General features: G+C 66.8%; 14 protein-coding genes. 9 read left to right on the plus strand and 5 right to left on the minus strand.

Annotated features, from left to right (window positions below; genetic code table 11):
- Positions 1–76 precede the first annotated feature (76 nt).
- Positions 77–1345 carry a phosphoribosylamine--glycine ligase gene (purD, locus tag JOF57_RS29650; protein ID WP_209923027.1) on the plus strand — a complete coding sequence of 423 codons (1269 nt, stop codon included), beginning with the start codon at positions 77–79 and terminating at the stop codon, positions 1343–1345.
- A 12-nt stretch (positions 1346–1357) separates the two neighbouring features.
- Here the strand turns inward: purD and JOF57_RS29655 are convergent, their stop codons facing one another.
- Positions 1358–2191: an alpha/beta hydrolase gene (locus JOF57_RS29655; protein ID WP_209923833.1), complete on the minus strand. Its 834-nt coding sequence runs from the start codon at positions 2189–2191 to the stop codon at positions 1358–1360.
- A gap of 126 nt (positions 2192–2317) precedes the next feature.
- Between JOF57_RS29655 and JOF57_RS29660 the strand changes: the two genes are divergently transcribed.
- Together JOF57_RS29660 and JOF57_RS29665 are read left to right on the plus strand one after the other, a co-directional pair.
- A complete protein-coding gene (locus tag JOF57_RS29660; protein ID WP_209923029.1) occupies positions 2318–2947 on the plus strand; it encodes a TetR/AcrR family transcriptional regulator in 630 nt (209 codons plus the stop codon).
- Positions 2948–2964: 17 nt separating this feature from the next.
- Positions 2965–4419, plus strand: coding sequence for an APC family permease (locus JOF57_RS29665; RefSeq protein ID WP_209923031.1), 1455 nt, complete (start codon positions 2965–2967; stop codon positions 4417–4419).
- Here the strand turns inward: JOF57_RS29665 and relZ are convergent.
- Complete coding sequence (relZ, locus tag JOF57_RS29670) at positions 4416–6140, minus strand: bifunctional ribonuclease/(p)ppGpp synthase (RefSeq protein ID WP_209923033.1); 1725 nt, start codon at positions 6138–6140, stop codon at positions 4416–4418. The genes JOF57_RS29665 and relZ overlap by 4 nt on opposite strands.
- Positions 6141–6190: 50 nt before the next feature.
- Between relZ and purB the strand changes: the two genes are divergently transcribed.
- From purB to JOF57_RS29690, 4 genes are read left to right on the plus strand one after another with little or no spacing between them, the layout of a single operon-like run.
- Positions 6191–7609, plus strand: coding sequence for an adenylosuccinate lyase (gene purB, locus JOF57_RS29675; RefSeq protein WP_209923035.1), 1419 nt, complete (start codon positions 6191–6193; stop codon positions 7607–7609).
- Between the two features lie 2 nt (positions 7610–7611).
- Positions 7612–8817 carry a cytochrome P450 gene (locus JOF57_RS29680; RefSeq protein WP_209923834.1) on the plus strand — a complete coding sequence of 402 codons (1206 nt, stop codon included), beginning with the start codon at positions 7612–7614 and terminating at the stop codon, positions 8815–8817.
- Complete coding sequence (locus tag JOF57_RS29685) at positions 8814–9728, plus strand: tellurite resistance/C4-dicarboxylate transporter family protein (protein WP_307870124.1); 915 nt, start codon at positions 8814–8816, stop codon at positions 9726–9728. Before JOF57_RS29680 ends, JOF57_RS29685 begins: the two co-directional genes overlap by 4 nt.
- Positions 9709–10287: a DUF1707 SHOCT-like domain-containing protein gene (locus tag JOF57_RS29690; RefSeq protein WP_209923039.1), complete on the plus strand. Its 579-nt coding sequence runs from the start codon at positions 9709–9711 to the stop codon at positions 10285–10287. Before JOF57_RS29685 ends, JOF57_RS29690 begins: the two co-directional genes overlap by 20 nt.
- Here JOF57_RS29690 and JOF57_RS29695 read toward each other — a convergent pair.
- Together JOF57_RS29695 and JOF57_RS29700 are read right to left on the minus strand one after the other, a co-directional pair.
- On the minus strand, positions 10232–11131 hold the full coding sequence (locus tag JOF57_RS29695; protein WP_209923041.1) for a type IV toxin-antitoxin system AbiEi family antitoxin domain-containing protein: 900 nt from the start codon (positions 11129–11131) through the stop codon (positions 10232–10234). The genes JOF57_RS29690 and JOF57_RS29695 overlap by 56 nt on opposite strands.
- 104 nt (positions 11132–11235) lie before the next feature.
- Positions 11236–11859, minus strand: a complete 624-nt coding sequence (locus JOF57_RS29700) for a hypothetical protein (RefSeq protein ID WP_209923043.1) — start codon at positions 11857–11859, stop codon at positions 11236–11238.
- 30 nt (positions 11860–11889) lie between these two features.
- On the opposite strand from JOF57_RS29700, the gene JOF57_RS29705 reads away from it, so the two are divergent.
- Both JOF57_RS29705 and JOF57_RS29710 read left to right on the plus strand, forming a co-directional pair.
- Positions 11890–12777, plus strand: a complete 888-nt coding sequence (locus tag JOF57_RS29705; protein WP_209923045.1) for a phosphoribosylaminoimidazolesuccinocarboxamide synthase — start codon at positions 11890–11892, stop codon at positions 12775–12777.
- The gene (locus JOF57_RS29710; protein WP_209923047.1) at positions 12774–14921 is read left to right on the plus strand and encodes a S9 family peptidase; all 2148 of its coding nucleotides are present in this window, start codon (positions 12774–12776) and stop codon (positions 14919–14921) included. The genes JOF57_RS29705 and JOF57_RS29710 overlap by 4 nt, the downstream gene beginning before the upstream one ends.
- On the opposite strand, the gene JOF57_RS29715 is transcribed toward JOF57_RS29710, so the two are convergent.
- Positions 14850–15296, minus strand: coding sequence for a DoxX family protein (locus tag JOF57_RS29715; RefSeq protein WP_209923835.1), 447 nt, complete (start codon positions 15294–15296; stop codon positions 14850–14852). The two genes, JOF57_RS29710 and JOF57_RS29715, sit on opposite strands and share 72 nt — an antisense overlap.
- Between the last annotated feature and the right edge of the window lie 53 nt (positions 15297–15349).

Below are 15349 nucleotides of genomic sequence, written 5' to 3' on the forward strand. Positions count from 1 at the left end.
GCGAGCACATTCCTTGGTTCGACCATACACCGTGGCGTCAAGTGTATGCCCGTAAGTTTCCGGCTACGCTACGACCGTGCGCGTCCTTGTTGTCGGATCCGGTGCCCGTGAACACGCCCTGCTGCTGGCCCTGCGCCGCGACCCGCAGGTCGACGAGTTGGCGGTGGCCCCGGGCAACGCCGGGACCCGATCCATTGCCGATCAGTACGACGTCGACATCACCTCCGCCGAGGCCGTGGTGGCGTTGGCTCGGCGCCTCGGCAGCGACCTGGTGGTGATCGGCCCCGAGGTTCCGTTGGTGCTCGGCGTGGCCGACGCCGTGCGGGCCGCCGGGATCGCCTGCTTCGGCGCGAGCAAGGACGCCTCCCGCATCGAGGGCTCCAAGGCATTCGCCAAGGACGTCATGGCCGCGGCCGGGGTGCGCACCGCGGGCAGCGAGATCGTCGACAACCCGGCCCACCTCGACGCCGCGCTGGATCGCTTCGGTCCGCCCGCCGGTCAGGCCGCCTGGGTGGTCAAGGACGACGGCCTGGCCGCAGGCAAGGGCGTGGTGGTCAGCGCCGATCGCGACGCCGCCCGGGCGCATGCCGCCAGCCTGCTCGACTCGGGGCACCCGGTGCTGCTGGAGTCGTTCCTGGACGGCCCCGAGGTATCGCTGTTCTGTGTCGTCGACGGCGCCACCGTGGTTCCGCTGCTGCCCGCCCAGGACTTCAAGCGAGTCGGCGACGGGGACACCGGACCGAACACCGGTGGCATGGGCGCCTACGCTCCACTGCCTTGGCTGCCGGAATCGGTCAAAACCCAGATTGTCGACGAGGTCGTGAAACCTGTTGCGGCAGAACTGGTTGCCCGGGGCAGCTCGTTCTCGGGCCTGCTCTACGCCGGCCTGGCGATGACCTCGAACGGCCCGGCCGTGGTGGAGTTCAACTGCCGCTTCGGTGATCCGGAGACGCAATCGGTTCTGGCCCTGCTGGATTCGCCGCTGGGGCAGCTGCTGAACGCCGCGGCCACCGGCGAGCTCGCCTCCTTCGGCGACCTGCAGTGGCAGGACGGCTACGCCGTCACCGTGGTGGTGGCCGCGGAGAACTACCCGGGCCGGCCGCGCGTCGGCGACGTCATCCACGGATCGGAAGCCGACGGTGTGCTGCACGCCGGCACCGCGCGCCGCGAGGACGGCGCGGTGGTGTCCTCGGGTGGCCGGGTGCTTTCGGTGGTCGGCACCGGAACAGACCTGCCCGCCGCACGCGATGCGGCATACGCGCTCGCCAAGTCGATCCGCTTGCCGGGCAGCCACTTCCGTGGCGACATCGGCCTCGCCGCCGCCGAGGGGCACATCAGTATTTAGCGCCCACCGGGGTCAGGCGACCAACAGCGGGGCCATCCAGGAGATCTCGGCGGGCAGCTGCGAACTCCAGAAGCTGCCGTCGTGCCCACCGGGGGAGAAGCCGCCGGCCGGGGGATTGGGCAGTTCAGAGATGAACTGTTTGGTGGCCGAATAGAACGGATCACTGTTGCCGCAATCGATCCGGATCGGAATCGATCCCAACGCGGGCTGGCCCCAGACGCTGTTGGCGGCGTAATCCGAGGCGCTGTCGAAGGCTCCGGGCGCTGCGGCACCCGGGGACGTCCACAGCGCGGGGCTGACCGCACAGATCGCGGCGGTGCGCGCCGGCCCGAGTCGCGAACCCAGCAGCAGTGCGCCGTAACCGCCCATCGACCAGCCCAGGAAGCCCACCCGCGAGGTGTCCAGGCCCTGATCGCCGAGCATCGGGATCAGCTCGCCGAGCACCATTGCGCCCGAGTCCTCACCGGATGCACGTTTGTGCCAATAACTTCCGCCACCGTCGACGGCGACCACCGCGAACGGGGGCAGCCCGGCGGCCACGGCCTCGGCCAGTCCCTGCTCGACTCCACCGGCCATCACGCCGGCGGCGTCCTGTCCTTTGCCGTGCAGGGCGATGACCGGACGGAGTTTGCCGGTTTGGCCGGGCGGGCGCGCGATGGCCCAACTGGTGTTCGTTCCGCCGCGTGCGGCCGAGCTGAACGAGCCGCTCGACATCGTGGGCGCTGCGACGGGGCTGGCCACCGAACCCGGGGCGGAGGCGAGGGCAACAGCGCCGGCGGCGCCGGCGGCCGCACCGACGCCGAGGCGCAGGACGGCGCGACGGCTCAAGTTGGGCATGCGGGCCATCTTGCCATCGCCCGACAAAGGCATTGGTCAGTGGCATTCTGGCGGCATTGCCGACCCGCCAGCAAAACCTGAGTAAAGCCTGATGATTGACCGAAAGACTCATGTGGAGGGGGGTCGACTGGCACGATGCTAAAGGTGACGGCAGCGGTCACCCCTAAGGGGGAGCGTCGGCGGTACGCCCTCGTCAGGGCGGCCGCTGAATTGCTCTGTGAGGGCGGTTTCGACGCCGTCCGGCACCGTGCCGTGGCGCGTCGGGCGGGCCTCCCGCTGGCCTCGACGACGTACTACTTCTCTTCACTGGACGACCTCATCGCGAAGGCTGTCGAATACATCGGGACCCAGGAAGCCGAACAACTCACCGCCGGCGTAGCTGCGCTCTCGCGGCGCCGCCGCGGTGCCGAATCGACCGCAGACGTCCTTGTCGATTTGTTGCTCGGCGAATCTCCGGAACGGCGCGGCACCGAGGAGTTGATCTCGCGCTACGAGCGCTACATCGCGTGCGCCCGCCAACCCGGCTTGCGCGACATCCAGCGCCGCATCCTGCAACAGCGCACCGACGCTGTCGTCGAGGTGGTGGAACGCTCGGGCCGCTCGGTGCGGTCCGAACTGCTCACCGCCCTGGTGTGTGCCGTCGACGGAGCAGTTGTGGCATCGTTGGGCGACGAAGGGGAGGGGCCCAGGGCAAACGCCAGGGCCACACTGATCGACGTCATCGACGTGTTGGCGCCCGTCGACGAGCGGGTGGTACGCGTCTGACCGGTGAAGGAGGGGGAATGTCGCAACCCGCAACCGCGGCGCAGCCACAGCTCAAGCGGGTAATGGGGCCCGGACTGTTACTGCTGTTCGTCGTCGGCGACATCCTCGGCACCGGGGTGTACGCATTGACGGGGCAGGTCGCCAAGGAAGTCGGCGGCGCAGCCTGGCTTCCCTTCCTCGCGGCGTTCGTGATCGCCACCATCACCGCATTCAGCTATCTGGAGCTGGTCACCAAGTATCCACAGGCGGCCGGTGCAGCGCTCTACGCGCACAAGGCATTTGGCGTCCAGTTCATCACGTTCCTGGTGGCCTTCATCGTGATGTGCTCCGGAATCACCTCGGCCTCAACGGCTTCGAGGTTCTTCGCGATCAGCTTTTTCGATGCGATCGAGATCAACCTCGGGCAGTTCTACACCGATCACGTGGCCAGCCTCAAAGTGGTCGGAGTCGTCCTGCTGGCTCTGCTGTTCATGGCACTGATCGCCGCGGTGAATCTGCGAGGGGTCAGCGAAAGCGTCAAGCTGAACGTGGTTCTGACGTTCATCGAGATCGCCGGCCTGGTGATCGTGATCGTGGTGGGACTGTGGGCCATCTTCAGCGGGGTGGATGTCGACTTCTCCCGCGTCGTCGCCTTCGACACCTCCGGCGAGAAGAACGCCTTCATCGCCGTTACCGCAGCGACGTCGCTGGCGTTCTTCGCGATGGTCGGATTCGAGGACTCGGTCAACATGGCCGAGGAGACCAAGGATCCGGTGCGGATCTTCCCGAAGGTGTTGTTGACCGGTCTGGGTATCGCCGGCGTGGTCTACGTTGTCGTGGCCATCATCGCGGTCGCACTGGTGCCGGTCGGAACACTTGCCGAGTCCGACTCGTCCCCGCTGGTGAAGGTGATGGAAGCCGCCGCGCCGGGGCTCCCGTTCTCCAACATCCTGCCGATCATCTCGATGTTCGCGGTGTCCAATACCGCGTTGATCAACATGCTGATGGCCAGTCGGTTGATCTACGGCATGGCCCGTCAGCATGTATTGCCGCCGATGCTCGGTGTGGTGCATCCGAAGCGCCACACGCCTTGGGTGGCCATCATGTTCACCACCATCATCGCGTTCGGACTCATCTTCTACGTGTCGGCGTTTGCTAGTGGAGACACCGTCGCGATCCTCGGCGGCACCACGTCCCTGCTGCTGCTCGCGGTCTTCTCGGTGGTCAACGTGGCGGTGCTGGTGCTGCGCCGCGATGTCCAAAAAGAGGGCGGCCACTTCAAGACTCCGACCGCGCTACCGGTCGTCGGCTTCGTTGCGTCCCTGTATCTGGTGCTGCCCACCTCGGGACGGCCGCCGGAGCAGTACTTCCTGGCCCTGGCGCTCGTCGCCACCGGCGTCGTACTGTTCGGCATCACCATGGTGATCAACCGGCAACTCGGCATCCACGGGGCCGGCATCACCGACCCCACCCACCTCGGCGACGCGCCCTAGGGTTCGGTGCGCAGCTTCTGAATCCGGTTCTGCAGCAACGCGGCCCGGTGCGAATTGCCGTCGAGGCCGAGGTAGCGGTCGCCGAACACCGCGAGCAGGGCATCGTCGAGGCGACGCACCGCACCCGGCGGGTACCGGTAGCCCATCAGCCGGTTGAGCTCGTCGGTGTCCACCGAATCCAGCACGCCGGTAAGCGCTTCCAGCGAAGTGATGCCCAGCTCAAGCAGCAGCCCCGAGATCCAGCCGTAGTGGTCGGTCCGGGACCAGCCGGCGTCGGCGAAACGGTTGCCCAGATAGGTGGCCAGCACCGGGGTGGCGATGCGTGAATCCCTGGAAAACCCCGGGGACTCGTCCTCCTCCCCTTCGGTCATGGTCAGCCGCAGTCGTTCCCGGATCTCGGTGAACTCGCGGTCGGCCAGTTCCAGAAGCCCGGCCGCCAACGTGAACCGACGGTCCAGCTCGCTGACGTGCTCGGCCGGTATCGAACCCTTGTACCGCACGTCATGCTCGAACTCGGCCCACGCATGCTGCAGCACGGTGCGCACCTGGATGGACGCCGGATACTGTTCGCCCTCGACCCCGAACAGTAGATGCCGGCTCGCATACCCCCAGCGGCCCTGACGGGCCGTCTGCAGACCCATGTCCTGGTCGTCGAGCAAGCGCATCTCCTCGGCCAGCAGGTTGGCCACCGCGTCGACGTCCTCACGCAGATAGGTGATGACCCGCAGGCCCACCTGATCGGTGATCTCCACCAGGGGATCGCTGTACATCGGGGTGCCGTCGGCGGCGGGGCGGCCGGCTTTCGCGGCGAACGAATCGATGCTCTTGGTGCGGGCCGTGATGCTCAGGTAGTTGATACCCGCGTCATCGAGCAGCCCGGTAACCAGCTTCAGGTACTGCTCGGTGGCAGCCACCAGGTCCGGGCGCCGGGAAGCGTACTCGGCCACCGCCGTCGAGGGTGCCGCCTGCCGCACCGGTGCCGACCGCGGTCGGGGGAGCCGGTCGGGAGGAAGGGACGGGGTGAGGATGTAGCCCGAGGCGAAGTCGCCGTAGATCGTCACGTCCTCGGGCCGGTGGTACCAGTACAGGGCGATGTAGGCGCAGAGCATGGCATCGACAGGATCCTCGTCGCGGTCGAGTTGGCCCGGCCGGGTGGCGGCCTCGATCCGCTTGCGCAGTTCCACCCAGTTGACATTGCGGTTCGCCCGCAACCGCGGCGTCGCAGTGTCGAGTTCCTCGATGAACGTCATCAACCTGAGCAGTTCGCGCTGCCGGTCGTCGAACGCGCCGCGCTTGTACTTCAGGGTCTTGTCGAGCCCGAACAGCACGACGCTCGCCGGGTGCGTATAGACCTCGATGGCCCGTCGGTTCGACGACGACGACGGATCCATGTCGAGACCCAGCGCCGACGCGATACGCGCGCCACGCGGATGCTTGAACTCGGGCCGCTCGGTGAAGGCCGGGCGGGCCCCGGCGTCGAACCGCTGGAAGTCCCGGTTGAGGTCCCGCTCGCACGGCCGGTGGCCCGTCGGGTTCTTCACGATGAGCGGCGCATCGATGGCGACCAGGCAGTCGCCGCTGATGTAGGGCTCGATCGCAGCCCCGATATCGTCGTCGTCCTGCGCCACGCCAACGTGAAGGACCCGGCCACTGGCGTCGATGACAGCGACACCCGTCTGATTCTTCTCGCCCCACGCAAGGTCGAGCCCGACGAAGTACATCCGTCCACTGTCTCATTGGTACCCCGGCCCGGGCCGTAAGCTGTGTGTTCGTGACGATCCCGAATGTTCTGGCCAACCGCTACGCCAGCGACGAAATGGTCGCGATCTGGTCGCCGGAGGCCAAGATCGTCGCCGAACGCCGACTCTGGCTCGCCGTGCTCCGTGCGCAGGCCGAGCTGGGTGTCCCGGTGCCCGACGGCGTGATCGACGACTACGAGCGGGTCCTGGAGAACGTCGACCTCGCCTCCATCGCGGCCCGTGAGCGGGTCACCCGCCACGACGTCAAGGCGCGCATCGAGGAGTTCAATGCGCTGGCCGGCCACGAGCAGGTGCACAAGGGCATGACGAGCCGCGACCTCACCGAGAACGTCGAGCAGCTGCAGATCCGTAGCTCGCTGGAACTGGTGTTCGCCCACGGCATCGCCGTGGTGGCCCGGCTGGCCGAGCGCTCCGTCGTCTACCGCGACGTCGTCATGGCGGGCCGGTCGCACAATGTGGCCGCCCAGGCCACCACGCTGGGTAAGCGGTTCGCCTCGGCGGCCGAAGAGACTCTGCTGGCCCTGACCCGGCTGCGTGAGCTGATCGACCGCTACCCGCTGCGCGGCATCAAGGGGCCGATGGGCACCGCCCAGGACATGCTCGACCTGTTCGGCGGGGACACCTCGCGATTGGCTGAGCTGGAGCGGCGGGTCGCTGAATTCCTTGGTTTCACAGATGTTTTCACCAGCGTTGGGCAGGTGTACCCGCGCTCGCTCGACCACGATGTGCTCTCGGCTCTGGTGCAGGTGGGTGCCGGGCCGTCGTCGCTGGCGCACACGATCCGGCTGATGGCGGGCCACGAACTGGTCACCGAGGGTTTCGCGCCCGGCCAGGTCGGATCGTCGGCCATGCCGCACAAGATGAACACCCGCTCGTGTGAGCGGGTCAACGGTCTGCAGGTGGTGTTGCGCGGCTACGCGTCGATGGCCGCTGAACTGGCCGGCGCGCAGTGGAACGAGGGCGACGTGTTCTGCTCGGTGGTACGCCGCGTCGCCCTGCCCGACGGGTTCTTCGCTGTCGACGGGCAGACCGAGACATTCCTGACCGTGCTCGACGAGTTCGGTGCCTATCCGGCAGTGATCCAGCGCGAGCTGGACCGCTACCTGCCGTTCCTGGCCACCACGCGCATCCTGATCGCCGCGGTGCGGGCCGGTGTGGGCCGCGAAACCGCACACGAGGTGATCAAGGAGCACGCCGTCGCCGTCGCGTTGGCCATGCGTGAGCGCGGGCTGGAGCCTGACCTGCTGGACCGCCTGGCCGCCGACCCGCGGCTGCCGCTGGACCGGGTGGCGCTGGAGGCCGCGTTGGCCGACAAGCAGGCGTTCACCGGAGCGGCCGGGGCCCAGGTCGACGGGGTCGTCGCAGCCGTCGAAGACCTGGTCAGCCGCTACCCTGAGGCCGCCAAGTACACCTCGGGCGCCATCTTGTGACGTTGGTGGCCGACCTCACCGATCTGGACAATTTCGCTACGGGTTTCCCGCACGAGTTGTTCGCTGTACACCGGCGCGAATCCCCGGTGTACTGGCACTCGCCGACGGAACACACTCCGGACGGTGAGGGCTTCTGGTCGGTGGCCACCCACGCCGAAACCCTTGCGGTACTGCGGGACGCGGACACGTACTCCTCGGTGACGGGCGGGTCGCGGCCCTACGGCGGCACGCTGCTGCAGGACCTGGCCGTCGCGGGGCAGGTGCTCAACATGATGGACGACCCGCGGCATTCCGAGATCCGCCGACTGGTCAGCTCCGGGCTGACCCCGCGGATGATCCGGCGGGTGGAAGACGATCTGCGGGCCCGAACCCGCCGGTTGCTCGACGGGGTCGAACCTGGCGTCGGGTTTGATTTCCTGGTCGACGTGGCCGCCGAACTGCCCATGCAGATGATCTGCATCCTGCTGGGAATTCCTGAATCCGAACGACATTGGCTGTTCCACGCGATCGAGCCCCAATTCGACTTCGGCGGGTCCCGCTCGGCGGCCATGCCGCAGATGTCGGCCGAAGAGGCCGGCTCGCGGATGTACACCTACGGCTCCGAGTTGATTGCGGCAAAGCGGGCCGAGCCGACCGACGACATGCTGTCCGTGGTGGCCAACGCCTCCGATACTTGTCTCTCGGATCTGGAGCTCTACCTGTTCTTCAGCCTGCTGTTCAGTGCGGGCGCCGAGACCACCCGTAACTCGGTGGCGGGCGGGCTGCTGGCGCTGATCGAAAACCCCTCGCAGATGGCGTTGTTGCGCGAGGACCTGGGGGAATTGCCCACGGCGATCGAGGAGATGGTGCGCTGGACCTCGCCCTCACCGTCCAAGCGGCGCACCGCAACCCGGCCCGTGACCTTGGGTGGCTGCGACATCGAGCCGGGGCAGAAGGTGCAGGTCTGGGAGGGCTCGGCGAACCGGGATTCGCTGGTGTTCGAGCGGGCGAACGTATTCGACATCACCCGTAAACCCAATCCGCACTTGGGTTTCGGCTTCGGCATCCACTACTGCCTGGGCGCCAACCTGGCCCGGCTGGAGTTACGGGTGTTGTTCGAGGAGCTGCTGACGCGCTTCGGCAGCGCCCGGTTGGTCACGCCCGCCGAATGGACCCGCAGCAACCGCCACACCGGTATCCGCCATTTGGTGGTGGAGCTCGGGGTGTGAAACCCGAGGCGTTTGCCGCGGTGATGGCGACCGGCATTGTGTCGATCTCCGCCGGGCAGCACGGTTACGGCGTCATCAGTTGGCCGTTGGCGATGCTCGCGGCGCTCGGGCTGCCGGTGCTGATTTACCTGGCAGCGATCCGCCGGCGATCTTTCGATCTGCGCAACATCGACACGATCGTCGGATTGTTCACCTACGTCGCGGCGTGCGCGGTAGTCGCCGCCCGATTCGCCGAGCATCGGCCGGTGCTGTGGATTCTGGGGGCAGTGGGTCTCGTCGGCTGGATGTCGTTGATCCCGATGCTGCTGATGCGGATGCATCGGCTGGGCCCGATCGGTCTGCGGGATCGCGCACGTGGCACCTGGGAGCTGGCCAGCGTCGGGACGTCCGGGCTTTCGCTCGTCTTCGTCGCTGAGGGAATCATGTTCTGGGGGTTCATCTTCTGGGTCGTCGCCTTATGCCTGTACGGCGTGATGACGCTGCTCATCGCGTGGCGGGCGCTGGGTGATTCGGAGGTGCGGCGCAACGTCCCACCCGATCACTGGATCTTGATGGGTGGCGCCGCCATCGCAACACTGGCCGGTGAGCACATCTACGTGGAGCTACCTCCCGGCCCGATCGCCGATGCGGTGCGAGGCCTCACCTTCGTGACGTTCGTCGTTGCCACCGTGCAGATCCTGCCCCTGGCGATCACCAGCTGGCGTCAGATGCTGGACTGGCCCGCGGTATTCCCGCTGGGCATGTACTCGGTGACCGCATTCGGGTTGACCACCGAAACCGGTTGGGATGCACTGATCGTGGTCTCGCAGGTGTTCTTCGGGATCGCGTTCGTGGCGTGGCTGCTGGTGGTAGTCATCGTGACCCGGCGCGTCGTTCGCCTAACCTCGAAGCATGGACTCCGGCCAGAATGACCACCTCCGAGTCTCCGATGCTGACCGCGCCCAGGTAGGGCAACTGCTCGAACGCGCGGTGGCCGAGGGCTTGATCACGCTCGACGAGTTCAGCGAGCGCTACGACTCCGCACTGGCTGCCCGCACCCGCGGCGAGCTGAGCATGGTGATGGCTGATCTGCCCATGACTGCACCGGCAGCCCAGCGTCCGCCGGAAATGCTGCAGGGTTGGATGTCGTCGATCGTGCGGCGGGGGCAGTGGACGGTGGCGCCCGCTCTGCACCTGAAAAGCCGGATGTGCAGCACGACCCTCGACTTCACCTCGGCGGTACTGCCCGGTCCGGTGGTGGAAATCGTCCTCGACGACTACTGCAGCTCAACCGAGCTGATCCTGCCCGCGTCGGCCACCGCCGATGTCAACGGCGTCGACGCCGTCGCGGGAAGCGCCACGGTGAAGGTGCGCACCAGCCCGCCGTCAGACCAGCTGCATCTCATCGTGCGCGGCCGGGTCCGGTTGGGTTCGGTTACCGTGCGGCATCCGTTCGGAAGCTGGCTGCGGCGCCTGAACGGCACTCGATAGCGAAACGGATCTCGGCGATCACCCGCTGCGGATACTCCGTGAGATCCAGCCAGGTGAATCGCAGCACCTGCCAGCCCATCAACGCGATCTCGTTCTGCTTGATCCGGTCTTTCTGAAACACCTCCTGGTCGTGATGGAACGCCCAGCCGTCGGTCTCGATCGCGAGCTTGTCGGCGGGGAAGGCCACGTCGATCACGTATCGGCCCAGGCGGTAGTTGGCCTTCCACCCGGTGATCCGGGCTTCTCTGAGCAGCTTGACCAACAGCCGCTCGGCTTCCGAACGTGCTCCATCGGCCGCGGCCTGGAGCAGCCTGCGGGCAGCGGGCGAACCGTGTCGGCCCTTGTTGCGCAGGTGCGCCCGCCACAGGTCACGCAGTTCGGTGTGGCGCTGTAGCGCGGAGTCCATGAGTTTGGCGCCACCACCACGCCGGGCAGCGGCTTCGACGACCGTCAGCGGCAGTGCCGTCACCCGCATGCCCCGGCGTTCCACGACGTCGCAGGGGTCGAGGTCGCGCCGACGGATCTTGACGGCGTGCCGCTGCCGGAAGTTGCTGACTTTGGGGACAGTGACCTCGATGGTTTCGGGTGCGTACTTCGTGACCCCGAGCCACCATGCTGCGGCGAGTCCGCTGGCTGTTGCGTGGGAGCCCAGTGACCAGACCGCCACTCTGGTTCGTGCGGCATCGGTGAATGGTCGATCGTCGGCGAAGTAGACGCCGCGTGCGCAGCGGAGCCAGTGTCCGGATCGCACTCTGCGATATACGGCCTGGCGTGACAAGCCCGCTTCCGCGGCTTGATCAAGCGTGATGACGCCGTCATGGTCGCGCAGATAGCTCTCAAGCACATCCGATTGGACGCGGCTGGCTGGTCAAACGGTTCCCATGCCAGTGATTTGTGCACCTCCGGTAACGCTCACCGTTACCGGAGGTGCACAAATCACTGGGGGAATCAGTCGATGCGGCGCAGACGCATGCCGGCCGATCGCAGCTCCAGGGCAGCCAGGCCGCGAATGGCGCGCGGGTCTTGACTACGCCACGCTCCGACGGGGTCATCGGACACCGCGGTCAGCTTGGCCAGCGGCCGGTTGGCCAGCGCGCGCAGCGCGAGCAGCTGTTCCCCCGCGGCCGTCGAGGCCAGGGTGATCGCGGTCCACTTGCGCCGGAAGAACCGCACCCGCAGATATAGCCAGGGCATCGCCACGAACAGGATCGGCGCGGCGGCCACCGCCAGGGCCAACACCCACGCCAGCCAGCTCGCCGTGCTGTCGAGGCTGTGGCCGGCGCCCGCGATATCGAGGGCGGCCTCGCTGGCCGCACGTAGCGGCTTGCTCAGGGTGTCGCCCACCAGGGGAACGCTGTCGGTGCTGTCACCGGCGGAGCCCAGGTTGTCAGCAATCCCGTTGGCGCCGCTCTCGACCTGTCTGCCGACCTCGGCGATGGTCGACACGGCCGAATGCACGGCCATCCCGACCAATATCCACACCGCGGTCCAGGTGAGGACGGCCACGTCGCTGAACAACTGGGCCAACAAGCGGCCGGGTCTGCTGGCATAGGGCAGGTACCGCGATCTCATGAGACCGATCCCAACACATAGGCTGGCCCAATGCGCCCTGCTCTGTCCGACTACCAGCACCTGGCCAGCGGCAAAGTCCGCGAGTTGTACGGCATCGACGACGAGCACCTGCTGTTTGTAGCGAGTGACCGGATCTCCGCCTACGACTACATCCTCGACTCGCAGATCCCGGACAAGGGCCGGATCCTGACGGCCATGAGCGTGTTTTTCTTCGACCTGATCAGCGCGCCCAACCATCTCGCCGGGCCGCCGGACGACGAGCGCATCCCGGCCGAGGTGCTGGGCCGCGCGCTGGTGGTGAAGCGACTGAAGATGCTGCCGGTGGAATGTGTGGCCCGTGGCTACCTGACCGGCTCGGGACTGCTCGACTATCAGGCGTCGGGTTCGGTGTGCGGTATCCCGCTGCCGGCGGGCCTGGGGGAGGCGAGCAAGTTCGACGAGCCGTTGTTCACGCCGGCCACCAAGGCCGACATCGGCGAGCATGACGAGAACATCACGTTCGCCCACGTGATCGACCTGGTCGGCCCGGAGCTGGCCGACCAGCTGAAGGAACGCACGCTGCAGACCTACCTGCAAGGTGCCGACCATGCGTTGACCAAGGGCATCATCATCGCCGACACCAAGTTCGAGTTCGGAGTCGATGAGCACGGCACCGTGGTGCTGGCCGATGAGGTGTTCACCCCGGATTCGTCTCGGTACTGGCCCGCCGAGACCTATCGGCAGGGTGTGGTCCAGGACAGCTTCGACAAGCAGTTCGTCCGTAACTGGCTGACCGGGCCGGACTCGGGCTGGGACCGGCACGGCGACACTGCGCCGCCGCCGCTGCCCGACGAGATCGTGGCCGCCACCCGGGCCCGGTACATCGAGGCGTACGAACGGATTTCGGGCCTGCGGTTCGAAGATTGGATCGGTGCATGACACAGTCCGCACAGCCGCCGGCCGCCAAACGCGGCAACCATCGCCGTGAGCACCACGGCGACGTGTTCATCGACCCCTACGAATGGTTGCGGGACAAGGACAACCCCGAGGTGATCGCGCACCTGGAGGCCGAGAACGCCTACACCGAGGCCGCCACCGGGCATCTGGAGCCGTTGCGGCAGAAGATCTTCGACGAGATCAAGGCCCGCACCAAGGAAACCGACCTTTCGGTGCCGATGCGCCGCAATGACTGGTGGTACTACGCGCGCAGCTTCGAGGGCAAGCAGTACGCGGTGCACTGTCGGTGCCCGATCGGAGACCCTGACGACTGGACTCCGCCTGCGCTCGACGAGGGTGCCGAGATTCCCGGTGAGCAGATCTTGCTCGACGAGAATGTCGAGGCCGACGGTCACGAGTACTTCTCGCTCGGCGCGGCCACGGTGAGCCTGGACGGCAATGTCCTGGCCTATTCGGTGGACGTCTTGGGTGACGAGCGATACACCATGAAGTTCAGGGATTTACGCACCGGCGAGCTCTACGACGACACGATCGCCGGGATCGGCGGCGGCGGCACCTGGGCCGCCGACAGTCGCACGCTGTACTACACCACGGTGGACGACGCCTGGCGGCCCGACACCGTGTGGCGCCACCGGCTGGCCTCGGGCCTGCCCGCCGAGAAGGTGTATCACGAACCCGACGAACGGTTCTGGGTCGCGATCGGACGCAGCCGCAGCGACAAATACCTGTTCGTCGCGTCGGGTAGCGCGGTCACCACCGAGGTCCGCTATGTCGATGCGAATGACCCGACCGCCGAGCTCACCACCGTCTGGGAGCGTCGCGACCTGGTGGAGTACTCCGTCGAGCACGCCGTGGTGGGGGGCGAGGACCGGTTCCTGATCCTGCACAACGACGGCGCCGAGAACTTCATGCTGGTCGACGCGCCGGTCAGTGATCCCAGTAGTTTCCGGATGCTGATCGAACACGAGCCGGACGTGCGGCTGGACGGTGTCGATGCGTTCGACGGTTTTCTCGTGATCAGTTACCGCAGTGAGGCATTGCCGAAGATGGCACTGTGGCCGCTCACCGCCGACGGCTACGGCACGCGCGAGGAGCTGACCTTCGATTCCGAGTTGACCGCCGCAGGGATGGGCGGCAACCCGAACTGGTCCGCGCCGAAGTTGCGGATCGGCGCCACCTCGTTCATCACTCCGGCGCGGATCTACGACCTCGACCTGGCCACCGGGGAGCGCACCCTGCTGCGGGAGCAGCCGGTGCTGGGCGGCTACCGGCCGGAAGACTATGTGGAGCGTCGGGATTGGGCGACCGCCCCCGACGGGGCGCGGGTCCCGATCTCGATCATCCACCGGGCCGGGTTGCAGTTCCCGGCGCCGGCGCTGCTCTACGGTTACGGCGCCTACGAGTCGTGTGAGGATCCGCGGTTCTCGATCGCCCGGTTGTCATTGCTCGACCGGGGCATGGTGTTCGTGATCGCGCACGTGCGCGGCGGCGGCGAATTGGGCCGGCCGTGGTACGAGCACGGCAAGCTGCTGGAGAAGACCAACACCTTCACCGATTTCATCGCGGCGGCACGCCATCTCATTGACGACGGGGTGACCCGGCCGCAGAATCTGGTGGCCCTCGGTGGCAGTGCCGGTGGATTGTTGATGGGTGCGGTGGCCAACATGGCCCCGGAGTTGTTCGCCGGGATCCTGGCCCAGGTGCCGTTCGTCGACGCGCTGACGACCATTCTTGATCCCTCGTTGCCGCTGACGGTGACGGAGTGGGACGAGTGGGGAAATCCGTTGGAGGACCCCGAGGTGTACCGCTACATGAAGGCCTACACGCCGTACGAGAACGTGGCGGCCCAGGACTATCCGGCGATCCTGGCGATGACCTCGCTCAATGACACCCGGGTGTATTACGTCGAACCGGCAAAATGGGTTGCTGCACTGCGTCATACGAAGACTGACGGTCATCCCGTGCTGCTCAAGACGGAGATGGTGGCCGGTCACGGCGGTCTGTCCGGTCGGTACGAGCGATGGAAGGAGGCTGCGTTCCAGTACGCCTGGTTGCTAGCTGCCGCCGACCGCGACAACTACGGCCGCGGCCAGGTAGACAGCCTCTTCGGCGGTCCGGACGCTTAACCGCGAGGCCATCGACTTCGGGGGATTCGGCATCCGTGCCGCGTAGACGTTGGCCGGAAACATGGCCAGCATGAGCAGGAACAGGCAGACTGCCGCCGCCACCCGGGTGGGCGGATAGAGCAATCCTGCCGCGCCGGCCAGTTCCAGCACTCCGGTGACCGTCACCAAGGTGCTCGGCGCGGGCAGCGTCGGGGGCACGATGGCGATCATGTCGCGCCGCAACGGGTTCACGAAGTGTGCGATGCCGGTCAGGGCGAACATCGCGGCCAGGCCGACCGCGATTGCCTCGGGCCAACTGTCGAGGTAGTCCACGCCCAACAGGCCGATCGCCCTGGCGGCCGCGCTGCCCAGCATGAGAGTCAGAAAGACGACCATCACATCCCCAATCTTGTCGGTGTCTAGATCGAACACGCTACGCCCTATCTAGT

Origin of the sequence: Mycolicibacterium lutetiense, assembly GCF_017876775.1 — a bacterium.
Lineage (GTDB): Bacteria > Actinomycetota > Actinomycetes > Mycobacteriales > Mycobacteriaceae > Mycobacterium > Mycobacterium lutetiense.